We start from the raw sequence: 23,302 nt of genomic DNA, 5'->3' as shown, positions 1-23,302 counted from the left end.
TGACCTCCGCGCCCGCGTGCTCCTACCCCCGTGATCTAGCCCCTGACCAGGACCGCGAGGCACTCTACGTGCTGGGTCATGGGGAAGGCGTCGAAGGCGCGGAGGGACTCCAGCGTCCAGCCGCGCTCGGAGAAGTAGGCGAGGTCGCGGGCCAGGGTGGCCGGGTCGCAGGAGACGTAGGCGATCTTGCGGCCGGCGAGGGCGGCGACGCGGTCGACGACGGCGCGGCCCGCGCCCGCGCGGGGCGGGTCGAGGACGACGACGTCCGCGCCGCGCATGCGGGCGCCGCGGCGGTGGCCGGTGGCGCGCTTGTTCTGCGTCCGGGCGGATGCGTCGTCGGAGCGGCCGAACTCCAGGTCGGCGATGACCTCCTCGACCGGGCCGCGCTCGACCGAGACCTGCGGGAGGTCGCGGAGGTTGAACTTGGCGTCCCGGACGGCCTGACCGTCGGACTCGACGCCGACGACGAGGCCGTCGCGGCCGACGCGCTCGCCGAGGAAGGCGGCGAACAGGCCGACGCCGCAGTAGAGGTCGAGGGCGATCTCGCCGGGCTTGGGCTCCAGCGCGTCGATCACGGCGGCGGCGAGGGTCTGCGCGGCGCCCGGGTGGACCTGCCAGAAGCCCGAGCCGGACACCTGGAACATGCGGCCCTGGACCTCTTCGCGGACGTAGGGCTGGGTGGCGCCCTGCTCCGGCTTGCCGCGCAGCAGGCGGACCGGGACCTCCAGGCGCGGGACGCGGATCTTGCGCGGGTTCGGCCCGCGGACGGCGACGAGGCGGTCGCCGGTGGCGGCCGAGGTGATGCCCTCGACGGTGTTCGCGCCCTGCCAGCGCTTGGTCTCGATGCCCATGATCTCGACGCCCGGGTGCGCGATCAGGCACTCGTCGATCGGCTCGATGTCGTGCGAGCGGTGCTTGCGCAGGCCGACGGTGCCGTTCTCGACCGCGAACTGGACGCGGGTGCGCCAGCCGAGGCCGGGCCGGGGCGTCACGTCCTCGCCGGCGAACGGGTAGGGCACTTCTTCGACCAGGACGGTGCGGGTGATCCCGGCGACGCGGGCGAGCTGCTCCTCGACGACGGCGGCCTTCAGACGCCGCTGGGCGGGTAGCGAGGCGTGCTGCCAGTCGCAGCCGCCGCAGCGGCCGGGGCCGGCGAACGGGCACGGCGCCTCGACGCGGTCGGGCGAGGCGGTGAGGACGTCCACCGCGTCGGCGCGCAGGAAGCGCTTGGTGGCCTCGGTGACCCGCGCCCGGACCCGCTCGCCGGGGAGCGCGTGCCGGACGAAGACCACGCGGCCGTCGTGCCTGGCCACGCAGAAGCCGCCGTTGGCGACGTTGCCGACCTCCAGTTCCAGGAGGTCGCCTTCACGGGGTCCGAGATCAGCTGTCACGTTCCGAAACGATACCGCCACCGGCGGACGCCCCGTCCCGCTCCCGGCCGTCCCCGCCGGTCCCGGTCGGGCGGCGGTAGGCCGATCCGAAGGCGGGCTCGGCGCGTCCCTTGAGCCGGTCGGACGACTGGAGCTGCCATGCGACGCTCGTCACCATGACGCCCGGCTGGAACAGGAGGCGGCCCTTGAGGCGCAGCGCGCTCTGGTTGTGGAGCAGGTGCTCCCACCAGTGGCCGACGACGTACTCGGGGATGAACACGGTCACCACGTCCCGCGGCGACTTGCGCCGGACGCTTTTGACGTAGTCCAGGACGGGCCGGGTGATCTCCCGGTACGGGGAGTCGAGGATCTTCAGCGGGACGGGCACGTCGAGCGCGTCCCACTCCTCCTGGAGCCGCCGCGCCTCCTCGGCGTCCACCGCGACCGTGACGGCCTCCAGCGTGGACGGGCGGGTCGCGCGGGCGTAGGCCAGGGCGCGCAGGGTCGGCTTGTGGATCTTGGAGACCAGGACGATCGCGTGGTTGCGGGCGGGCAGCGCCACGTCCTCGCCGGTCGGCTCCAGCTCGGCGGCGACCCGGTCGTAGTGCTTGCGGATCGCCTTCATCAGCAGGAACAGCACCGGCATCGCGATGCAGACGATGTAGGCGCCGAGCATGAACTTGGTGACCAGCACCACGACCAGGACGATCCCGGTGAGCGTCGCGCCGAACGCGTTGATCGCCCGGGACGTCCGCATCCGGCGGCGCTGCGCGGCGTCCGGCTCGGCGGCCAGCAGCCGGTTCCAGTGCCGGACCATGCCGATCTGGCTGACCGTGAACGACACGAACACGCCGACCGTGTACAGCGGGATCAGCTTGCTCACCGACGCGTCGTAGGCGTAGATCAGCAGGCCCGCCAGGGTGGCGAGGATGATGATGCCGTTGGAGAACGCGAGCCGGTCGCCGCGGGTGTGGAACTGGCGGGGCAGGTAGCGGTTCTGCGCGAGCACCGAGCCGAGCACCGGGAAGCCGTTGAAGGCGGTGTTGGCGGCCAGGAACAGGATCAGCGCGGTCATCGTGGTGACCAGCGCGAAGCCCGGCGTGAAGTTGGAGAACACGGTGTGCGCGACCTGCGCGATCACCGGGTCGGCGTCGTGCACGACCTTGCCGGTGGCCGGGTCGATCAGCGTGCTGCCCTGGCTCGGCTCGGCGAACTTGGCCTTGGTCGAGTAGGCGAACGCGGTGACGCCGCCGAACATCGTCATCGCGACCAGGCCGAGCGCCAGCAGCGTCTTGGCGGCGTTCTCGCCCTTGGGCTTCTTGAACGCCGGGACGCCGTTGGAGATCGCCTCGACGCCGGTGAGCGCCGCACAGCCGGACGAGAACGCGCGCAGCAGCAGGAAGATCAGGGCGGCCCCGCCTACCCCGGCCTCCTTGCCGACGATCTTGTAGTGGGCGGTCTCGGCCTTCAGCGTCGTGCCGAGCCCGAGCCGGACCATCCCGTACAGCAGCATCGAGATGATCGCGAACATGAACAGGTAGGTCGGGATCGCGAACGCGACGCCCGCCTCCTTCAGCCCGCGCAGGTTCGCGACGGTCAGCAGCACCACGATGCCGATCGCGACGGCCACCTCGTGCGGCTGGAGGAACTTCAGCAGCGCGCCGAGGTTCTCCACCCCGGACGACACCGACACCGCCACCGTCAGGACGTAGTCGACGAGCAGCGCGCTCGCCACGACCACGCCCCAGTTGTCGCCGAGGTTGGTGGTCGCGACCTCGAAGTCGCCGCCGCCGCTCTGGTAGGCCCGGACGTTCTGGCGGTAGGACGCCACCACGGTGAGTAGAATCACCACCACGGCCGCGGCCACCCACGGGGTGTAGTGGTACATCGCCAGGCCGCCGACGCCGAGCGCGAGCAGGATCTCCTGCGGCGCGTAGGCCACCGACGACAGGGCGTCACTGGCGAAGACGGGCAGCGCGATCCGTTTGGGGAGGAGCTGCTCGTGCTGCTGGGCGCTGCGCAGGGCGCGTCCCAGCAGCAGGCGCTTCACGAGGTCCGGAGCCTTCGACACGGAACGAGACTCTAGCCTGACCCGTTGACGAGATCTCCATGCGCCCGCGCGCTCGGCGCGCGCAGTTCCGTGACGTGGGGTTGGGTAGTAAGCGCCTGGGCGGCTGTGTAGTTTTGCAGCCCGGCAAGGATCATCGGAAACCTCGGGCTCCGGAGAAGGAACGGCCGTGCATATCGTGATCATGGGCTGCGGGCGGGTCGGTTCGACCCTCGCCCACATCCTGGAGGACAAAGGCCACTCGGTGGCCATCATCGACCAGAACCCCGAGGCGTTCCGGCGGCTGCGCGGCGGCTTCCGCGGGCGCCGGGTCACCGGCTTCGGCTTCGACCGCGACACGCTGACCGAGGCGGGCATCGACCAGGCGTCCGCGTTCGTCGCGGTGTCCAGCGGCGACAACTCCAACATCATCTCCGCCCGGGTGGCGCGCGAGACCTTCGGCGTCGACAACGTCGTCGCGCGGATCTACGACCCGCGCCGCGCCGAGGTGTACCAGCGGCTCGGCATCCCGACGGTCGCGACCGTCCGGTGGACGGCCGACCAGATCCTGCGCCGGCTGCTGCCCGAGGGCGCCGAGCCGCTCTGGCGCGACCCGACCGGCACGGTCGTGCTCGCCGAGCTGGAGACCGGGGCGTCCTGGGTCGGCGAGAAGGTCGCCGCGCTGGAGGGCGCGGCGGGCACCCGGGTGGCGTTCCTGAACCGGATGGGCGAGGCCCTGGTGCCCGGCCCCGACACCGTCATCCAGGACGGCGACATCGTGCACGCCATCGCGCGGGCGGAGGACCTGGAACGGATCAACGCCGCGGTCGCGGTGCGCAGCGAAGAGGAGCACTGATGCGGGTCGCCATCGCCGGGGCCGGGGCCGTCGGCCGGTCCATCGCGCAGGAGCTGCTGGAGAACGGGCACGAGGTCCTGCTGATCGACAAGAACCCGCGCGCGATCAAGGTGGAGATGGTGCCGCGCGCCGAGTGGCTGCTCGCCGACGCCTGCGAGATCGCCGCGCTGGACGACGCGGCGCTGGAGCGCTGCCAGGTCGTGGTCGCCTCGTCCGGGGACGACAAGGTCAACCTCGTCGTGTCGCTGCTCGCCAAGACCGAGTACGGCGTGCCGCGCGTGGTCGCCCGGATCAACCACCCGAAGAACGAGTGGCTGTTCAACGAGTCCTGGGGCGTGGACGTGGCGGTGTCCACGCCGCGCCTGCTGTCCGCGCTGGTCGAGGAGGCCGTCAGCGTCGGCGACCTGGTCCGGCTGATGACCTTCCGGCAGGGCGAGGCGAACCTGGTCGAGCTGACCCTGCCCGAGGACGCGCCGCTCGGCGGCGAGCGGGTCGGCTCGGTGACCTGGCCGCGCGACACCGCCCTGGTCGCGATCCTGCGCGAGGGCCGGGTGCTGGTCCCGAGCGCGGACGACACCCTCGAACCCGGCGACGAGCTGATGTTCGTCGCGTCCCAGGACGTCGAGGACGAGCTCGCCGAGCTCCTCAACGCCCGCTGATCCTCTGCCACGGGTCCCGCCGCGTCCTCTCGGGCGCGGCGGGACCCGTTCGTTCGCCCGGGGGTGGTGGGACCCGTTCGTTCGCCCGGGGGCGATGCCGGACGATGCCCAGGGCGGGTGCCCGGGGCGGTGGCCCAGGGCGGTGGCCGGTCAGCGGTATTCGGACAGGCGGGGGCGGACGCCCAGCCAGACCAGGCCGATGATCACCAGGGCGGCGAGCGGCGGGACGGCCGTCCAGCCGGCCAGGTCGTCCCCGCCGCGCCGGACGTGCGCCTCGAACTGCGCCTGGTTGATCGCGATGACCCGGGCCATGGCCTGGTCGAAGGCGTTGAAGGCGCCGTTGGAGTCGGCCGGGGCGGGCGAGGTGTCGAACTGCACGGTCTTCTGAAGGTCGCCGCTGGCGTACATGGCGCGCAGCCCGACGTCGTCGGCCTGGTACGCCTGCCACGCGTACAGCGCCTTCTCCGCCGCGTCCCGCTCGCCGGGGAAGGTGATGTTGGCGAACTCGGCCCCGAGGAGGCCGCCGAGCCGGATCCGTCGCTCGCTGAGCGTGTCCATGCCCTGGTATCTCCGGACGATCCCGGCGAGGGCGTCCTCGTAGCTCAGCGGTTCGGTACCGGCGAGCGGCTCCGACCCGAAGACCTCGGCGAGCTGGCCCGCGCGAAGGTAGAAGTCGTCCTGGTAGGCCTTCCACTGTCCGGGATCGACGATCCCCCGGGACTCGTCGGCGTTGGTCTCCCAGCCGATCGCGCGGGCGCGGGTGAGGGCGAGGACCGAGTCGAAGGCGTCCTTCTTCGCGACGCGCAGGTGCCCGGCGGCCGAGTCGAGCGTCGCCGCCGCGATCACCGCCGTGACCAGCGCGACGGCCGTGGCGGCCAGCAGCGCCGGCTGGGCGGACCGCCGGGTGCGGCGGACAAGGTAGAGCTGGAGGCCGGCCAGCACGGCGACCGTGGCGAGACCGAGCGCGAGGGTCTCCTCCGCGCCGCCGGCCAGCGCCGAGCGCCGGTGCTTGTAGGACGTCTCGATGCGCTCGGCGTTGGCGTCGCGGAGCTTCTCGGCGGCGGGCAGGACGTCCGACCTCATGGCCTGGGTGGCCTGCCGGTAGAGCGCGAGGGCCGCCGCCGGGGGCCGCGCGGCGGGATGCGGGTGCTGGCCGTCCAGCAGGATCGCCTGGGCGGCGAGCGACTCGTAGCGGCCGAGGCCGTCCAGCGCCCGGCGCAGTCCCAGCGCGGCGTCGCCGTCGCGGCCCGCGAGCGCGGACGCCTGCTGGAGGTCCCTGTCGGCCTGCGCGCGGCGCTGCTCGAACGTGCCGAGCGCCTGGTCCCGGGTGACGCTGAGGCCCTTGCCGTCCCCGATGAGCAGGACGTTCGCGAGCTGGGCGTCCATGTCGTTCAGCGCCAGGTACAGGTCGGACGAGGCGACGACCTGCGGGCCCGCCTCGCGCCCGATCTCGCGGAAGCCCGCCTCGCCGCCGGACGCCCGCCGGGCCGCCAGCGCCGCGAACAGCACGGCCAGCACCGCGACCAGGACGGCCAGGAACCGCACGCGGTCCGGGGTGGGCCAGCCGCGCGGGTCGTACCGGGCGTACCGGGTCGCCGTGTCGCGGACGGGCAGCCGGATGCCGTCCTCGTCCGCCGGGAGAAGAGCAGCCTGGGTCCGGGCCATCAGAACGCCGTCCTCGGTCGAATGGTGTTGGCACGATCCACGTAGGCGCGCCGCCGGGTCCGCGCGGTGGACAGCCGCGCGAGGTCCCGGTACACGCCTTCGAGCGCCGCCCGCAGCGCCCTCTCCCGGTACGGCACGCCGAGGACGCTCCGGTCCCCCGGCGGCGAGCCGTTCTCCGCGAGCTCGGCGATCAGCGCCTCCAGCAGCAGGGCGACCACGCGCCCGCCGCGCTCCTCGGGCAGGTCGAGCGACTCGGCCCGCTCGGCGGCGGCGAGGAGCTCCGAGCGGGTCGCGCGCCAGCGGGCCGGGTCGGCTCCGGGCGCCCACCCCCGGACGGTCACGACGATCGCGGCGACCTGCGCGTCCAGGTACCGTCCGGACGAGGCGGGCACCTCGTCCAGCGCCTCCACCGCGGCCCGGTCCCCGCCCTCCGCGACCAGCGTCCGCGCCAGGCCGAACACGGCGTTCTCGTAGGCGTGGTCGGTGCGCCAGACCGTCCGGTGGAAGTGGACGGCGCCGGCCGCGTCGCCGAGCGCCTCGGCCGCGAACGCCATGGCCAGCTTCACCGCCGGCTCGCCGGGCAGCAGGTCGTAGACCCGGCCGAACTCGCCGAGCGCGGCGGCCCCGTCGCCCTCGGCGAGCGCGGCGACGCCCCAGAACCAGTGCGCGCGCCAGTCCGACTCGTCCAGGGTCAGGAGCAGTTCCCGCGCGCGCTCGCCGTCGCGCCGGTCGATCAGCGCCCGGACCAGCCGGAACGTCTCCTCGACGGAGCGGCCCGGGACCCCGTCCAGCGCCTCGACGACCTGCTCGGGCGCGGACGCGGCGAGCGCCGCCACGCGCCGCGCGCCGGGGTCGTCCGGGTCGACCAGCGGCACCGGCAGCGCCGAGGCGGCCTCCCGGAACGTGGGCGGCCGGCCCATCCGCGCGCCCACCACCCGCGTCTCCGGCCCGAACAGCGTGGAGACGGCGGGTCGGGGGCGCCCGTCCGCCACCGCGAGGGTCTCCCGCAGCACCCCGGTGAGCTGCTCGGACATCTCGCCCGCCGACCAGAACCGCTCGCCGGGGTCCGGATGGGCCGCGCGCCGCAACAGCCGGTCGAAGGACGGGTGGGCGGCGAGCACCGGCACGTCCTCGGCGGGCGGCAGGCCGAACCGGTGGACGCCGGTGTAGCCGGAGAACTCGAAGCTCATCACGGCCATCGCCCGCGCGACCGTGTACAGGTCGGACGCCACCGACGGGCCCTCGTCGGCGATCTCGGGCGCCTGGTAGCCGACCGTCCCGTAGACCGCGCCCTCGTCGTCGTCCAGCCGCCGGACGCCGCCGAGGTCCACCAGCTTCAGCTGCTCCTCGGTCTGGATCGCGTTGTCGGGCTTGAAGTCGCAGTAGACCAGGCCCCGGTCGTGCAGGTGGCCGAGGGCGCGCAGCACCTCCAGGCCGTAGGCCATCACCTGCGCCGGCGTCAGCGGATCGCCCGCGCCGCGCCGCTCCAGGACCAGGTCCTTCAGCGACTCCCCGCCGACGTACTCCATGACGATGTACCCGGCGTCGCCGTGCCGCACGAAGTTGTAGATCTTGACGACGTTGGGGTGCTCGACCTCGGCGAGGAACCGCCGCTCGGCGACCGCCGCCTCCATCGCGTCCCGGTCGCCGGTGTCGAGCAGGCCCTTCAGCACGACCCAGCGGTCCGAGACGTTGTGGTCCTTGGCGAGGTAGATCCAGCCGAGGCCGCCGTGCGCCAGGCAGCCCAGCACCTCGTACTGGCCGGCGACCACGTCCCCCGGGCCGAGCTTCGGCGTGAACGAGAAGCGCGTGCCGCACTTGGGGCAGTAGCCCTCGGACCGTCCGGGCATCCCGTTGCGGCCCCGCCCGACCGGCGCGTCGCAGTTCCCGCAGCGCCGCTTGTGCTCGGGCACCGACGGATCCGCCATGATCGCGGTGGCGGGGTCGCGCTCCGGCACGGTGGGCATCTCGACCAGCCCGGCGCCGAGCTGCCCGCGCCCCGACGACCCGCCGCTCCCCCGCGACCCGCGCGACCCCCTCGATCCGCGGGACCCCTGCGTCCCCCGCCCCGCCCGCGACCCCTCCGTCGCACCTCCGCCGTGACCCGTCACGAACGCGCCGTTGCCAGACCCGCGAACGCCGTTGCCCGCCGCGCGTACGCCGTTGCCGGACGGGACGCCGCTCCCAGACGCGCGAGCGCCGGTGCTAGACCCGCGGACGCCGGTGCCGGACGCGAGGGCGCGGTTGCCAGACCCGCCGGCGCCGGTGCCGGAGGCGGGGGCGCCGTTGCCGGACCCGCCGGCGCCAGTGCCAGACGGGCCGCCGGTGCCGGACCCGCGGACGCCGGTGCCGGGCGCGGGGGTGGCGCTGCGGGAGGTGGACGGCGTGTTCGCGGCGGCGCGGCGGGAGGCGACGCGGCCGCTCAGGGTGCGCGCCGCCACCTCGTCCGGAAGGCGGGCGGACGAGCTGAGCAGGCTGAGCGGGGGCGAGCCGTTTCCGCTGGTCGCGCCATGTGCAGGGCCGCCGCTGGCGCCGCCCGCGGGCGTGCTCGCGCGGGCGTTGGCGGACGTCCCGCCGGGGGTTGCGATGTTCGCGTGGGCTCCGGACGCCGCCGCGGGCGCCGGGGCGCTCGCGTCCGGCGGGAACCCGCACACATCGCAGTAGCCGTCCTCGATGCTCCCGGAGCAACCGGACCTCAGGCACCGCATCTCGCGCCGTCACCGACCTCGACTCCACCGGGGCCGATCTGGCTCCGGGATCAACGCGAGGATCGTAAGTCCGGAAAAGGGCGGATTCGCGGGGTCTTAACGCGACCTTGACGGCGCGATCCGGTCAGCTTTCCGAGGGCTCCGGGGCGACCGCCGGTGCGTCGGAGCGAGGGGCACCCGCGTTCTGCAGGGGGGTGCTGGTGCGCATGAGCATCAGCAGCGCCAGGCCCAGCGCCGCGACGTACGCGGGCCAGCCGAGCACGATCTTCGCCACGCCGAGCGCGACGACCTGCCCGGACAGGTACAGCGGGATCTGGACGGCCAGCTTCAGCACGGCGGGCAGCATGAGCAGCCAGGACAGCCGCGTGCACACCCGCACCATGGCGGGCTCCTTGCGCCAGGCGAGCGGGTCGTCGGGGTTCGCCGCGCCGATCATGAAGCCGACGAACGGCCAGCGCGTCACGATCGACAGCAGCATGACGAGGCTGACGCCGCCGGAGTAGAGCATGCCGGGCAGGAAGGCGTCCTGCGCCTTGCCCGAGCGCAGCGCGAAGAACGCCGCGATCGCGATGCCGACCAGGCTGTTCAGGACGAACTGCGGGGTCGACCGCTGGACGAGCCGGGCCGCGAGCAGCACCAGCGCCGACCCGACGCCGACGTAGAGGGAGGGCTTCAGGTCGTGGGTGACGATCCAGCCGGCGGTGAACGCGATGGTGGGCACCGCGCCCTCCAGCACGCCGCGCCGCCCGCCGAAGACCTTGGTGAGCTGCGCGCGGATGACCTCTTCGACCGTCTCGAACGCCACCGCTCCGGCCGCCGCCTTGCCGGCGCCCTTCCCGGCGCCGTCCGCCACGCCCTCACCACCGGCCATGTCAGGCGCCCCGCAGTTCGTAGCGAGGGTTGAACATGACCTTCCGGCCGTCCTGGAGGCTCACCAGGCCCTCGGCGCGCAGCCGCCGGCCGGGGTCGATGCCGGCGATCTTGCGGCGGCCGAGCCAGACGAGGTTGACCACGTCGGTGCCGTCGTAGAGCTCGGCCTCCAGAGCCGGGGCTCCGCCTCGGGGTCGAAGAGTCACGGTACGTAGCGTACCCGCTACGCAGGCGCGCTGGCGCACGGCGCACGCGGTGATGGGGGTGGCCCCCTCCGCACCGGTGGAGCGCTGCAGCTCCTCGGCCTCCAGCTCCTCCTTGCTCGACGCCATGCGCCGCAGGAATCGCCGCAGGCCACCGGGCCGCTGACCGCCGCCGGCGGTGGAGGTCGTACCGGCCGCTCGCTCGTCCATGATTCGAAGCCTAAGGCATCCGAACCGGGAAAGAACCGGTCCGGCCGCGCGAATGGGACTCGGCGGAAGAGTCGCCCCCCGGCCCCCTTCCCGGTTCGCCTCCCGGCTCGGTCTCGGGCTCGGTTCCGGGCTCGGCTCCGGGGTCGGGGCCGGGGTCGGTCGCGGGGTCGGTCGCGGGGTCGGTTCCGGCGGAGCCGAGCTGCCACGGGACGCTGATCACCATCAGTCCCGGCCGGAACAGGAGCCGGGCCTTCAGGCGCAGCGCGCTCTGGTTGTGCAGGAGCTGCTCCCACCAGCGTCCGACCACGTACTCGGGGATGAACACGGCCACGACGTCGCGCGGCGACTTGCGGCGCAGGCGTCCCACGTAGTCCAGGACGGGGCCGGTGATGTCGCGGTACGGGGAGTCCAGCACGACCAGCGGGACGGAGATGTCGCGGTCGGCCCACTCGGCGCGCAGCGTCTCGACCTCGGCGTCCGACGTCGCGACGGTCACGGCCGTCAGCGTGGACGGACGCGACGCCCGCGCGAACGCCAGCGCCCGCAGCGCCGGAGTGTGCAGCCGGGAGACCAGGACGACGGCGTGGATCCGGCTGGGCAGCGTGACCGCGTCATCCCCGGGAGTCAGCTCGGCCGCGACCCGCTCGTAGTGCCGGTGGATGGCCTTCATCATCCAGAACACCAGCGGCATCGCGATCACCACGATCCACGCGCCGTGGGTGAACTTGGTGACGAGCACCACCAGCAGGACGAGGCCGGTGAGCACCGCGCCGAAGGCGTTGATCACGCGGGCGCGGCGGACGTGCCCGCGCCGTTCGGGCGGGCCGTCGCGGAGCTCGGCCGTCCAGTGCCGGACCATGCCCGCCTGGGACAGCGTGAACGACACGAACACGCCGATGATGTACAGCTGGATGAGGCGGGTGGTGCTGGCGTCGAACGCCCAGATCAGCAGCCCGGCGAGCAGCGCGAGGATGACGATGCCGTTGCTGTAGACGAGCCGGTCGCCGCGCCGGGAGAACTGGCGGGGCAGGAAGCCGTCCGCGCCGAGGATGGACGCCAGGATCGGGAACCCGTTGTAGGCGGTGTTCGCGGCCAGCACCAGGATCGCGGCGGTGAACCCGGCGACCAGGAAGAACAGCGGCGTGTGGTCGCCGCCGGAGACGGCCGCCGCGACCTGGGTGATCACGGTCTTCTGCTCGTAGCCGGCGGGCGCGCCGATCAGGCGGGCGGGGTCGTCGGTGATGTGCACCTTGCTGACCAGGGCGAGCAGGGTGATCCCGGCGAACATCGCGATGGTCAGCACGCCCATGATCGCGAGCGTGTCGGCGGCGTTCCTGCTCTTGGGCTTCTTGAAGTTCGGGACGCCGTTGGACACCGCCTCGACGCCCGTCAGCGCCGTGCAGCCCTGGGAGAACGCGCGCAGCACGAGCGCGATGGCGAGCAGGCCGGTCGATCCGTGCTGGGCCTGGATGCCGAGGTGCGCGGACTCCGCGTGCGGGGTCTCGCCGAGCACGACGCGCAGCGCGCCCCACACGATCATGAAGTAGACGACCACGACGAAGCCGTACGTCGGGATCGCGAAGATCGTCCCGGACTCCTTGACGCCGCGGAGGTTCAGCAGGGCGAGGACGGCGACGAGCGCGAGCGAGATCGGCACCGCGTACGGGACGAGCACGGGGAACGCCGAGGTCACGTTGGCGACGCCCGCCGCGACCGACACCGCGACGGTCAGCACGTAGTCGACCAGCAGGGCGCTCGCGGCGGCGAGGGAGGCGTTCACGCCGAGGTTCGCGCGGCTCACCGCGTACGCCCCGCCGCCGCCCGGGTAGGCGTGGCAGGTCTGCCGGTACGACAGGACGACCACGGCGAGCAGGACGATCACCGCGAGCGCCACCCACGGAGCGAGGTGCAGCAGCGCGACGCCGCCGAGCCCCAGCCCGAGCAGGATCTCCTCGGTCGCGTACGCGTTGGACGACAGGGGGTCGCTGCAGAACACCGGCAGCGCCAGCTTCTTCGGCAGCAGCGTGTCGCCGAGCTGCTCGTTGCGCAGCGGACGGCCCACCAGAAGGCGCTTCGGGGCCCTCAGCAAGGGGATGTGCACACTGCACGCTAAGCGCGGAAATCAGCACATTCCGGACGCGCTAACGCCGTCTTGACGCCCTCATGATCCGTCTTAACGCGTTCTTAGCGCGCCGGATGCTCAGTCCTGTGCCTGTGCCTGTGCCTGTGCCTGTGCCTGAGCCTGCGCCTGCGCCTGCGCCTGCGCCTCGAAGCGGTAGCCGATGCCGGGCGCGGTGATCAGGTGCTTCGGGCGGGACGGGTCGTCCTCCAGCTTGCGGCGCAACTGGGCCAGGTAGACGCGCAGGTAGTTGGTCTCCTTCGCGTACGTCGGCCCCCACACCTCCTGGAGGAGCTGCTGCTGGCTGACGAGCCGTCCGGCGTTGCGGACGAGCAGCTCCAGGATGTGCCACTCGGTCGGGGTGAGCCGGACCTCCGCGCCGTTCCGCTCGACGCGCTTGGCGGCGAGGTCCACGCTGAACGCGTCGGTCCGGACGACCGCGGCCTCCTCCACCGGCGCGGACCGGCGGACGGCCGCGCGCAGCCGGGCCAGCAGCTCGGCCATCCCGAACGGCTTGGTGACGTAGTCGTCGGCCCCGGCGTCCAGGGCCTCGACCTTGTCGTCGGACTCCTGGCGCGCGGACAGCACGATGATCGGCACGCTCAGCCAGCCGCGCAGCCCCTTGATCACCTCCGTGCCGTCCAGGTCGGGCAGCCCGAGGTCGAGCAGGATCACGTCCGGGTGGCGGCGCGCGGCCAGGTCGAGCGCGGCGCGGCCGTCGGGCGCGGCGTCCACCTCGTAGCCGCGCGCCTTCAGGTTGATCCGCAGCGCGCGCACGATCTGCGGCTCGTCGTCCACGACCAGAACGCGTGTCACGTCCTGTCCTCTCGCTCGTCCTGCCGATCGTCTTCGCCCCGGCCACGATCTCCGTCCTGTCCACGATCCTCGCCCATGCCCGGCCCGCCGCGCGCGAGGGGGAGGCCGAAGACCATGGTCAGGCCGCCGCCGGGGGTGTCCTCGGGGGTGAGCGTGCCGCCGATCGCGGCCACGAAGCCGCGCGCGACGGCGAGTCCGAGCCCGACGCCGTTGCCCTTGGGCGCGTCGCCGAGCCGCTGGAACGGCGCGAACATCCGGTCCTTCACCGCGTCCGGGACGCCGGGGCCGCGATCGACGACCCGCACGTCCACCCGGTCGGGCTCGCGGCCGAACCGCAGCTCCCCCGCCGTGACGAGGACCGGCTCGCGGCTGTGCCGGACGGCGTTCTCGACCACGTTCGCCAGCGCCCGCTCCAGCAGCCCCGGATCGGCCGCGACCGGCGGCAGCGTCTCGGGCACGTCGAGCCGGACCCGGTCCGGCGGAACGTTCAGCAGCGCCCGCGGCAGCACCTCGTCCAGCGCGACCGGCCGGACGATCGGGGTCACGACGCCGGTCTGGAGGCGGCTCATGTCCAGCAGGTTGCCGATCAGGCCGTCCAGGCGGTCGGCGGACTCCTCCACCGAGGCGAGCAGCTCCGCCTCGTCCTCGGGGTCCCACTGGACGTCGGTCGCGCGCAGGCTGCTGACCCCGGCCTTGATCGAGGCGAGCGGCGTGCGCAGGTCGTGCGAGACGGCGGCGAGCAGCGCGGTGCGGATCTCGTCGCCCTCCTCCAGCCGCCGCGCGCGGGCCGCCTCCTCGGCGAGCCGCCGCCACTCCAGGACGGCCCCGGCCTGCGAGGCGAACGCCGACAGCACCCGCCGGTCGGACGCGGGCAGCACCCGTCCGGACAGCGCCAGCACCGTCGCCCCGCCCGTCGCCCCGCCCATGACCCGGCCCGTGGCCGAGCCCGTCACCCCGCCGCCTGCCGAGCCCGTCGCCCCGTCCGCTGCCGACCCCGTTGCCCCGTCCGCTGCCGAGCCCGTCGCCGAGCCCGTCGCCGAGGCCGTGGGCGTGCCGGGCTCGCCGCCGACCTCGGCGGTGACCTCCGCGTCGTCCGGGTGGGCGGCGGGGTCGGCGCCGACCGCGCCGCGCGTCCGCCAGCCGTCCGGGGTGCGCTCCAGCAGCGCGACCGCGCGCACGCCGAACGTCTCCCGGACGCGTTCCAGCAGCGCTGGCAGCGCGTTCTCGCCCCGCAGGACGGACGTGGCGAGCAGGCTCAGCGTCTCGGCCTCCGCGCCGCTGCGGGCCGCCTGCCGGGTGCGGCGGGCGGCCAGGTCCACGACCGACGACACCGCGACGGCGACCGCGACGAACACCAGCAGGCCGAGCGCGTTGCGCGGTTCGGCGATGGTCAGCGTGTGCAGCGGCGGGGTGAAGTACCAGTTCACGGCCAGGAAGCCGAGCACCGCCGCCAGGATCGCCGGCCACAGCCCGCCCGCCAGCGCGACCACGACGGTCAGCGCGAGGAACAGCATCAGGTCGGTGGCGAGGCCGGGCCGCTCCCCGCGGTCCAGCAGGACGACCAGGGCGGGCGGGCCGAGCAGCGCGAGCACCCACCCTGCCGTCCGGCGGCGGACGCTGAGCGGGCTGCCCGCGAGGCTGACCAGCCCCCGGCCCTTCCCGACGTGCTCGTGCGTGACCAGATGGACGTCGATGTCGGACGACTCGCGCGCCACCGTCGCGCCCACGCCCGGCCCGAACACGAACTGCCAGCCCCGGCGGCGGCTGGACCCGAGCACGAGCTGCGTCGCGTTCACGCCACGCGTGAACTCCAGCAGCGCCGCGGCGGCGTCGTCGCCGAGCACCTGGTGGTAGCTGCCGCCGAGGCCCTCGACCAGCGCGCGCTGCCGGGCCAGGTCCCGTCCGGACGCGCCGGACGCGAGGCCGTCCGCGCGCGCCACGTGCACGGCGAGCAGGTCGGCGCGACCGGCGCGGGCGGCGATCCGGGCGGCGCGGCGGATGAGCGTGTCGCCCTCCGGGCCGCCGGTCAGGCCGACCACGATCCGCTCGCGGGCCTCCCACGGCTCGGTGATGCCGTGCTGGTCGCGGTAGCGCTCCAGCGCCTCGTCCACCTTGTCGGCGAGCCAGAGCAGGGCCAGCTCGCGCAGCGCGGTCAGGTTGCCGGGCCGGAAGTAGTTGGCGAGCGCGGCGTCGATCTTCTCCGGCGCGTAGACGTTGCCGTGCGCCATCCGGCGGCGCAGCGCCTCCGGGGTCATGTCGATCAGCTCGACCTGCGCGGCGCGGCGGACCACCTCGTCCGGGACGGTCTCGCGCTGCCGGGCGCCGGTGATCCGCTCCACGACGTCGTTCATCGACTCCAGGTGCTGGATGTTCACCGTGGAGATCACGTCGATCCCGGCGTCCAGGATCTCCTCGACGTCCTGCCAGCGCTTGCCGTTGCGCGAACCCGGCACGTTCGTGTGGGCCAGCTCGTCCACCAGGGCGACCTGCGGCCTGCGGGCGATGACGGCGTCCACGTCGAGCTCGGTGAACTCGCAGCCGCGGTAGGTCAGCGCGCGGCGGGGCACGGTCTCCAGGTCGCCGATCTGCTCGGCGGTGTGGACGCGCCCGTGGGTCTCGACGTAGCCGACGACGACGTCGGCGCCGCGCCCGGCGCGCCGCCGGGCCTCGCCCAGCATCGCGTAGGTCTTGCCGACCCCGGGCGCCGCGCCCAGGTAGATGCGGAGCTCGCCCCGCGTCCCCATGGCAGCCACCCCCGAGCGGAATCTACCAAAGAGGTCAGCCGCGTTCCGATTCGGCCACGATGCGCCGCGCCTGCGCCCCGACCTGCGGTCCGAGCGTCGCGAACACCCGTCCGACGGTCTGGAAGAGGGCGGGCAGGGGCCAGTCGGGCGGCAGCAGCTCCGGCGGCAGCGGCGGGGCGCGCAGGGTGTCGGTGAGGGCCGTCCCGAACAGGTCCACGTACTCGCGCACCGTCAGCGCGCGCGGGGCGCCGTCGGCGAGGGCGGCGTTGTCGGCGAGGGCGGCGGCGAGGCGGGCGGTGTGCTCGCGGTAGCGCTGGGCCAGCTCGTCCAGCTCCCAGGCGCGGCGGGCGATCTCGGCGGCGTCGGCGGTGTCGAGCCCGACGCGTCCGTAGCGGACGGTCCCGGCGGGCGGCGTGCCGCCGAGCTCCTCGTCCAGCCGGGCCCGCAGGTCGGTGAGGGAGATCAGGACGCCGGGCTGCATCTGCCCGTACCCGGCCAGGGTCGCGGCCCGGCGGAGCTTGTCCCGGAAGGCCCGCCGGTCCTCCGGGACGGTGTAGAAGACCGCGTGGAACCACCCCTCCCACGGCTGCGGCGCGCGGAACCCGCCGTCCCGCGCCCGCCGGAAGGCCGCCAGGAAGCTTCCGTTCAGGCCGTAGACGGCGCCCTTCCCCCGGCGTTCGGTGGCGAGGTACCCGTTGCGGCGCATGCGGGCCAGCAGCGACCGCGCCGCCGCCTCGCCCACGCCGACCTCGTTCAGGAGCCGGACGAGGGCGACGCCGGGCATCGCCTCGGTACCGGCCAGCCCGAACAGGAACGGGACGAGGTTCACGTACGCGCCCCGCGACACGTTTACCCGCGAACTGCGTGATGTTACGCTCCGGCTCACGATCGTGAGTCTAACCGACACATCTGGAGTTGATCATGGCAGGGGCCCGGCAAGGCGGCTCGCCCATCACGACCATCGTCCCGGCCATCGTGTTCAACGTGGTCCTGCCGTTCGCCAGCTACTCGCTGCTGACCGGCCACGGCGTGAGCCCGGTGCGCGCGCTGCTGCTGATCTCGCTGTGGCCCGCCGCGGACACCCTCGCCCACCTCGTCCTGAAGCGCCGCGTGGACGAGTTCGGCGTCATGATGCTCGTCCTGATGCTGCTCGGCGCGCTCAGCGCGGTCGCCTACAACACCACCGAGCTGTTCTTCCTCAAGGACTCGGCGATCACCGGGCTGCTCGGCCTCACCTACCTGGGCAGCCTCGCGCTGCCGAAGCCGATCATGTTCTACCTCGGCCGCAAGTTCGCCACCGACGGCTCGGCCGAGCGGCTCGCCTGGTGGAACGGCCTCTGGCAGCACGCCGAGTTCCGGCGCACCCAGTACAGGCTGACCATCGTGTGGGGCGCCGCCTTCCTGCTGGAGGCCGCCGTCCGGATCCCGCTCACCTACCTGCTGCCGACCGGCGTCATGGTCCTGATGAGCACCGTCATGCCGATGGCCGTCGTCGCCGCGCTCGTGACCTGGACGATCCGCGTCGGCAAGCAGAGCCGCGCCCGCGGCGCCGCCCGCGAAGCCGCCGCGCGCGAAGCCGCCACAGGCGAGGACGTTGCGCAGGATGTCGCCGCACGGGAGGGCGGCGTGCAGCAAGCCGCCGCGCTCGGGGGTGCGGGGCAGGGATCGGCGTCCGTCATCTAATCGAGACGTCTCACTTTGGCCCGCCGGGGCGTGCGGGATCCGATCAGCGTCTATTTTGCCGAGGGTCATCACTTTCCGTGTGGTGGTGATCACCGACAGTCCCGCACTGCCCCGAGGTACCGCATGCCGCATCGCGCTCTGGCCGTGTCCTTCCGGGCGGCCGCCGTGCTGGCCGCCGCCGCGCCCGCGCTCAGCGCGTGCGGCGGCGGCGCCCCCGGCCGCGCCGACACGTTCGCCACTCCGGCCGCCGCGCCCGCGGGCGACGGCTCCCCGCCGTCCACGCCGGACCTGAAGGAGATGCGCGCCGCGACGTTCCGCGTCTCGGCCGTGGCACCGGGCGAGGGCGAGGTCGTCGGCGTCGGGATGCCGATCATCGTGACGTTCAGCCGTCCGGTGTCGTCGCGCGCGACCGTGGAGCGCGCGCTGCGGGTGCGGATGTCGCGGCCCGTGGCGGGCGGCTGGTTCTGGGTCTCGGCGCGCCAGGTCGTGTACCGGCCGCAGCACTACTGGCCCGGCGGCGAGCGGATCACCCTGGAGGCGCGGACGGCCGGCCTGCGCGACGCGTCCGGGCTGATGGGCGGGCGGAACGTGACGCGCACGTTCCGCGTCGGACGGTCCCGGATCAGCGTCGTCGACACCCGGACGCACCGGATGAGCGTCAGCGAGGACGGCCGCGTCGTCCGGCGGACGCCGATCAGCGCGGGCCGGGGCGGGAAGCGCGCCTACACGACCACGAGCGGCGTCCACCTGGTGATGGGCAAGGGCGACCCGGTGGTCATGACGTCCGCGTGGATGAAGGTGACCAACCGGAAGGACCCGCGCTACTACAAGCTCAAGGTCCGGTACGCGGTGCAGATCTCGGCGAGCGGCGAGTACGTCCACTCCGCGCCCTGGTCGGTGGCGTCGCAGGGGCGGGCGAACGTCAGCCACGGCTGCGTCAACGCGTCCCCGGAGTTCGCGAAGTGGTTCTACGGGCGCTCGCTGCGCGGCGACGTCGTGATCGTCACGGGCACGGACCGCCCGCTGGCCTGGGACAACGGCTACGGCTACTGGCAGGTGTCCTGGGCGCGCTGGAAGGCGGGCTCGGCCCGCTGACCCGAGGGCGCGGGCGGACGCCGCGACTCGGCGCCGCACGCGGCCCGTCCGGCGCAGCTCGCGGGCCGTCCGGCGGCGGGGTCAGGAGACGTGGACGCTGGGCCGGCGGGCCGGGTCGGGCTCGGCGCGGCGCAGCACCTCGCGGGTCACCGGGGCGACCTCGCCGTCCCCGAAGATCAGGAAGCGGATCAGGTGGCCGAGCGGGTGGCCCTCGGTCCAGTTGAAGTAGGCGTGCGGCGGGACGCCGGTCCGCTCGCGCAGCGCCATGAGGACGGCGGCGATCGTGTTCGGCACGACCGGGCCCGTCACCCGCAGCACCCGGTACCCGTGCAGCACCTCCCCCAGCACGGTCAGGTCGGCGGTGAACTCGGACGAGTCCGACACCGTGACCTCCAGGAACAGCAGGTGGCCGTCCTCGGGCAGGGGGATGTCGTCGCGCTGCGTGGACTCCTTGAGCGCGTACTCCTCGCGGTCGCGGGCCTGGGGCTCGTTCGCGACGATCCGCAGCGGGCCGGACGCGGCGGCGGCGTCCACCAGGCGCTCGGCCTCCGCGTCCAGCGTGACGGTGCCGGTGCGCAGCTCGAACGCGCGGTGCACGCGGGAGGCGAACGAGGTGACCAGGATGCCCGCGATGAACAGCGATGCGATCTTGAGGCCGTCCGGGCGCTCGACCACGTTCGCGCCGAGCGTGTAGGCGAACACCGCGGTGATCAGCCCGAACCCGGCGGAGGCGGCCCGGTGCCCGCGCCGCCAGGTCGCGACGCACGCCGCGAACGAGGCCGACAGCATCAGCACGAGCACGCCGGTCGCGTACGCGCCGCCCTGCTTGTCCACGTTCGCGTCGAACAGCCAGGTCACCAGGAACGCGACGGCCATGAACACCAGCGTCAGCGGGCGGACGGCGCGCGCCCAGTCCGGGGCCATGCCGTACCGGGGCAGGTAGCGCGGGACGAGGTTGAGCAGCCCGGCCATCGCCGACGCGCCCGCGAACCACAGGATCGCGATCGTGGACACGTCGTAGACGGTCCCGAACCCGCCGCCCAGGTACTCGTGCGCGATGTAGGCGAGCGCGCGGCCGTTCGCCGGGCCGCCCGCCTTGAAGGCGTCCGCCGGGATCAGGACGGTCGTGGCGAAGCTGGACAGGATCAGGAACCCGCTCATGATCAGCGCGGCCGTGGTGAGCAGCCGCCGGGTGCCCCGGATCCGCCCGGCGGGCTTGGCGAAGGTGTCGCCGGCGTCCCCGCGCACCTGCGGCATCACCGCGACGCCGGTCTCGAACCCGGACATGCCGAGCGCCAGCTTCGGGAAGACCAGCAGCGCGACGCCGATCATCGCGAGCGGCGAGGAGTGCGCGGCGCGCGCCGCGTCCCACCAGTCGCCGATCTTCACCGGATGGGTCAGCACGTGCCCGACGGCCGTCGCCACCACGACGACGTTCAGCCCGAGGTAGAGCACGACGAGCACGACCGCGATCCCGATCGCCTCGCGGAAGCCCTTGAGGAAGACCGCGCCGAGCGCGGCCAGCAGCACCAGCGTGATCCACATGTTCTGGCCGTGCATCGCGGACGGCGCCAGCGGGTTCGCCACCGCGTGCGCCGCGGCGTCCGCCGCGGACAGCGTCATCGTGATCATGAAGTCGGTGCAGGCGAAGCCGAGCAGCACCAGCACGAAGACCTTCCCGGCCCACCACGGCAGCAGCCGCTCCAGCATGGCGATCGAGCCCTCGCCGTGCGGCGACTCGGCCGCGACCCGCCGGTACACCGGCAGCGCGCCGAGCAGGGTCAGCGCGACCAGCACGATCGTCGCCAGCGGGGACAGCAGCCCGGCGGCCAGCGCCGCGATGCCGGGCTGGTAGCCGAGCGTGGAGAAGTAGTCCACGCCGGTCAGGCACATGACCCGCCACCACGAGTGGCCCTCGTGCTCCTCGGGGAGCGTGCCGTGCGGGCCGGGGTGGCGGGCGCTGTGCTCGGTCAGGCCGTCCAGCAGCCAGCCGCGCCAGCCGCGCGACGGCGCCGCCGCCTCCTCCTCGACCGTCCCGGCCCCGGCAGCCGCGGCCCCTGCCGCCTCAGCCCCCGCCGACCCGGCCCCTGCCGCCTCGGCTCCGGCGTCCATCCCGGCCATCCGTCCGCACCCCCGTCACGCGTTCGGTCAACCGGGGAAGTATCCAGCACGCCCGCGGGCTACCCTCATCCGCCCCGCCGATCCGCCCCCGGCGGGGGCGCGCCCGGTCAGATCGGGCGGTCGAGCGCGGTGTCCTCCAGGTCGAGCAGGCGCTGCACCTCGCGCAGGGTGCCCTCCCCGATCTCGCCGCCGTCGTGCAGCCGGTGCAGCTCGGCGGTCTCGGCGGCGATCAGGTCCCGGCGGAGCCGCCGGTAGTCGGCGAGGACGCCGTCGATCTCGGCGTCGCCGTCCAGCCGCAGCTCGCCGCGCTCGATCCGGTCCTGGACGCCGACCCGCAGCCGCTCGATCACCACCTGCGGCGCGGCCTCCAGGTCGGCCAGCTCCTCCAGCCGGGCGCGGGCGGCCTGGGCGAGCCGCAGCCGCGCCAGGGCGAACTCGCGCCGCCCGTGCGACTCCGGGACGACCAGCCGCGCCGCCCGGACCAGCGGCGCGAGCGTGAACCCCTGCACGACCAGCGAGATCGCGATGACGCAGGTGGCGAGCACCACGACCAGGTCGCGGCTGCCGAGCGGCCCGCCCGCGTCCGTCGTCAGCGGGATCGCGAGGGCGGCGGCCAGCGGCACCACGCCGCGCGCGCCCGCCCAGGACACCACGGCCGGCACCTCCCAGGACGGGCGCCGCCCGCCGCGCCACGCCTGGAGCGCCGACAGCGGGAACACCCACGCGACCCGGACGGCCACCAGCGTCGCGACGACCAGCAGCGCGGGCACCAGGTACGACTCGGCCGACCGGTGCAGCTCCCGGACGAGCGTCGGCAGCTCCAGCCCGATCAGGCTGAACACGACCGACTCCAGCAGGAAGATCACCGTGCCCCAGACCGCGCCGAGCTGGAGCCGGATCCCGGCGTTGGTGAGCGCCGGGGCCCGGCGGCCGAGCATCACGGCCGCGACGACCACGGCCGTCACGCCCGAGGCGTGCGCGGACTCGGCGAGCACGTACGCGGCGTACGGGGTGAGCAGCGCGATCACGGTCTCCAGGACGGGGTCCTCGGTGCGCCGGCGGATCAGGGCGACGACCGTCGCGGCGACCGCCCCGGCCGCCGCGCCACCGCCCGCGAGCAGCGCGAACTCGCCCACGGCGCGTCCCGCGGAGAACGACCCGGCGACCGCCGCCGCGACGGCGAGCTTGTAGAGCAGCAGCGACGTCGCGTCGTTGAACAGGCTCTCGGCCTGGACGAGCGTCTGCACCCGCGCCGGCAGCGACAGCCGCCGTCCGAGCGCGGCGACCGCGACCGGATCGGTGCTGGCGAGGACGGTCCCGAGCAGCAGCGCCATCGTCCAGGACATCCCGGTGACGGCCGCCGCGACGGCCCCGACGGCGGCGGCCGAGGCGAGCACGAGCCCCACCGCGAGCAGCGCGACCGGCCGCCACACCGCGCGCAGCATCCGCCAGGACATCTCCTCGCCCGCCGCGTACACCAGCGGCGGCAGGACGACCAGGCTCACGATCTCCGGCGGCACCCGGACGGCGGGCACCCCCGGCACCAGCCCGACGAGGATCCCCGCCACCACCAGCAGGGACGGCGCGGGCACGCGCAGCCGCCGGGCGCTGACCGCCACGACGGTGGCGAGCACGACCAGCCCCAGGACGATCTCGACGCTGCGCATTGGGGGAAGCCTCCGGTCCCTGGCGGCGGACATGCCGAACACATCGCCGACCAGACTTCCCGGCACCCCCTAAGGGACCGTACCAGCGAACCGCCTGTTCACGCCCTCATCGAACGCGGTCGCGGTAGGCCGCCTGGCCTGCCCGCATCCCGGCGAGCGCGAGCGCGGTGCACAGGACCGCGCCCACGACGATCGCGGTCATCTGGACCGTTCCGGACCGCGCCAGGGCCGCGACCCCGCCGCCGATCACCAGGGCCAGGCCGCTCGCGGTGAGCCACGGGCCGCCCGCGCGGTGCACGATCTCCCAGGCCTCGTCGCTCGACAGGGACGTGCGCGTCCGGATGCCGACGAACGCGTTGCGGCGCAGGCGTCCGGACGACGCCGCCAGACCGCTCACGAGCACCGCCAGCCCGGCCAGGGCCAGCACGACACCCTCGACGATCATCGTTCTCCTCCGGCCCGCGGCGCG

Annotated in this window: 18 protein-coding genes; 5 read left to right on the top strand and 13 right to left on the bottom strand. The window is 74.0% G+C overall.

Annotated elements, in window-relative coordinates; all coding sequences use genetic code 11:
• Positions 1–35: 35 nt before the first annotated feature.
• Together ACFPCY_RS36260 and ACFPCY_RS36255 are read right to left on the bottom strand one after the other, a co-directional pair.
• Entirely contained in the window at positions 36–1,391 is a 1,356-nt protein-coding gene (locus ACFPCY_RS36260; RefSeq protein WP_378263083.1) for a class I SAM-dependent RNA methyltransferase, read from the bottom strand.
• A complete protein-coding gene (locus ACFPCY_RS36255; protein ID WP_378263081.1) occupies positions 1,381–3,441 on the bottom strand; it encodes an APC family permease in 2,061 nt (686 codons plus the stop codon). The genes ACFPCY_RS36260 and ACFPCY_RS36255 overlap by 11 nt, the downstream gene beginning before the upstream one ends.
• Positions 3,442–3,607: 166 nt before the next feature.
• Between ACFPCY_RS36255 and ACFPCY_RS36250 the strand changes: the two genes are divergently transcribed.
• Together ACFPCY_RS36250 and ACFPCY_RS36245 are read left to right on the top strand one after the other, a co-directional pair.
• Positions 3,608–4,273 carry a potassium channel family protein gene (locus tag ACFPCY_RS36250; RefSeq protein ID WP_378263079.1) on the top strand — a complete coding sequence of 222 codons (666 nt, stop codon included), beginning with the start codon at positions 3,608–3,610 and terminating at the stop codon, positions 4,271–4,273.
• On the top strand, positions 4,273–4,932 hold the full coding sequence (locus tag ACFPCY_RS36245) for a potassium channel family protein (protein ID WP_378263077.1): 660 nt from the start codon (positions 4,273–4,275) through the stop codon (positions 4,930–4,932). The genes ACFPCY_RS36250 and ACFPCY_RS36245 overlap by 1 nt, the downstream gene beginning before the upstream one ends.
• A gap of 150 nt (positions 4,933–5,082) precedes the next feature.
• Here ACFPCY_RS36245 and ACFPCY_RS36240 read toward each other — a convergent pair whose 3' ends face one another.
• Positions 5,083–6,597 carry a hypothetical protein gene (locus ACFPCY_RS36240; RefSeq protein WP_378263075.1) on the bottom strand — a complete coding sequence of 505 codons (1,515 nt, stop codon included), beginning with the start codon at positions 6,595–6,597 and terminating at the stop codon, positions 5,083–5,085.
• Positions 6,597–8,564: a serine/threonine-protein kinase gene (locus ACFPCY_RS36235; RefSeq protein WP_378263073.1), complete on the bottom strand. Its 1,968-nt coding sequence runs from the start codon at positions 8,562–8,564 to the stop codon at positions 6,597–6,599. Before ACFPCY_RS36235 ends, ACFPCY_RS36240 begins: the two co-directional genes overlap by 1 nt.
• A 358-nt stretch (positions 8,565–8,922) precedes the next feature.
• Here ACFPCY_RS36235 and ACFPCY_RS36230 point away from each other — a divergent pair, with 358 nt between their 5' ends.
• On the top strand, positions 8,923–9,261 hold the full coding sequence (locus ACFPCY_RS36230; RefSeq protein WP_378263071.1) for a hypothetical protein: 339 nt from the start codon (positions 8,923–8,925) through the stop codon (positions 9,259–9,261).
• A 168-nt stretch (positions 9,262–9,429) separates the two neighbouring features.
• Here the strand turns inward: ACFPCY_RS36230 and ACFPCY_RS36225 are convergent, their stop codons facing one another.
• The 6 genes from ACFPCY_RS36225 to ACFPCY_RS36200 form a co-directional block, all read right to left on the bottom strand.
• Positions 9,430–10,176, bottom strand: a complete 747-nt coding sequence (locus ACFPCY_RS36225) for a DUF3159 domain-containing protein (RefSeq protein WP_378263069.1) — start codon at positions 10,174–10,176, stop codon at positions 9,430–9,432.
• 1 nt (position 10,177) lies between these two features.
• Positions 10,178–10,588, bottom strand: a complete 411-nt coding sequence (locus ACFPCY_RS36220) for an OB-fold nucleic acid binding domain-containing protein (protein ID WP_465251248.1) — start codon at positions 10,586–10,588, stop codon at positions 10,178–10,180.
• Positions 10,589–10,598: 10 nt separating this feature from the next.
• Complete coding sequence (locus ACFPCY_RS36215) at positions 10,599–12,677, bottom strand: APC family permease (protein WP_378263067.1); 2,079 nt, start codon at positions 12,675–12,677, stop codon at positions 10,599–10,601.
• Between the two features lie 111 nt (positions 12,678–12,788).
• Positions 12,789–13,523, bottom strand: coding sequence for a response regulator (locus ACFPCY_RS36210; RefSeq protein WP_378263065.1), 735 nt, complete (start codon positions 13,521–13,523; stop codon positions 12,789–12,791).
• The gene (locus ACFPCY_RS36205; protein ID WP_378263063.1) at positions 13,520–16,267 is read right to left on the bottom strand and encodes a sensor histidine kinase; all 2,748 of its coding nucleotides are present in this window, start codon (positions 16,265–16,267) and stop codon (positions 13,520–13,522) included. Before ACFPCY_RS36205 ends, ACFPCY_RS36210 begins: the two co-directional genes overlap by 4 nt.
• A gap of 34 nt (positions 16,268–16,301) precedes the next feature.
• Positions 16,302–17,153, bottom strand: coding sequence for a PaaX family transcriptional regulator C-terminal domain-containing protein (locus tag ACFPCY_RS36200; RefSeq protein ID WP_378263061.1), 852 nt, complete (start codon positions 17,151–17,153; stop codon positions 16,302–16,304).
• A gap of 35 nt (positions 17,154–17,188) precedes the next feature.
• On the opposite strand from ACFPCY_RS36200, the gene ACFPCY_RS36195 reads away from it, so the two are divergent.
• Together ACFPCY_RS36195 and ACFPCY_RS36190 are read left to right on the top strand one after the other, a co-directional pair.
• On the top strand, positions 17,189–17,950 hold the full coding sequence (locus ACFPCY_RS36195) for a VC0807 family protein (RefSeq protein WP_378263059.1): 762 nt from the start codon (positions 17,189–17,191) through the stop codon (positions 17,948–17,950).
• 123 nt (positions 17,951–18,073) lie between these two features.
• Entirely contained in the window at positions 18,074–19,045 is a 972-nt protein-coding gene (locus ACFPCY_RS36190; protein WP_378263057.1) for a L,D-transpeptidase, read from the top strand.
• 81 nt (positions 19,046–19,126) lie between these two features.
• Here the strand turns inward: ACFPCY_RS36190 and ACFPCY_RS36185 are convergent, their stop codons facing one another.
• From ACFPCY_RS36185 to ACFPCY_RS36175, 3 genes are all read right to left on the bottom strand, one after another.
• The gene (locus ACFPCY_RS36185; RefSeq protein ID WP_378263055.1) at positions 19,127–21,166 is read right to left on the bottom strand and encodes an APC family permease; all 2,040 of its coding nucleotides are present in this window, start codon (positions 21,164–21,166) and stop codon (positions 19,127–19,129) included.
• Positions 21,167–21,273: 107 nt separating this feature from the next.
• On the bottom strand, positions 21,274–22,833 hold the full coding sequence (locus ACFPCY_RS36180; RefSeq protein ID WP_378263053.1) for a Na+/H+ antiporter: 1,560 nt from the start codon (positions 22,831–22,833) through the stop codon (positions 21,274–21,276).
• A gap of 106 nt (positions 22,834–22,939) precedes the next feature.
• Entirely contained in the window at positions 22,940–23,278 is a 339-nt protein-coding gene (locus tag ACFPCY_RS36175; protein WP_378263051.1) for an SdpI family protein, read from the bottom strand.
• Positions 23,279–23,302 lie beyond the last annotated feature (24 nt).

Origin of the sequence: Actinomadura gamaensis (genome assembly GCF_042652125.1) — a bacterium.
GTDB classification, from domain to species: Bacteria; Actinomycetota; Actinomycetes; order Streptosporangiales; family Streptosporangiaceae; genus Spirillospora; species Spirillospora gamaensis.
Note: the sequence above shows the minus strand (reverse complement) of the source record. Positions and strands in the feature narration are given on the sequence as shown.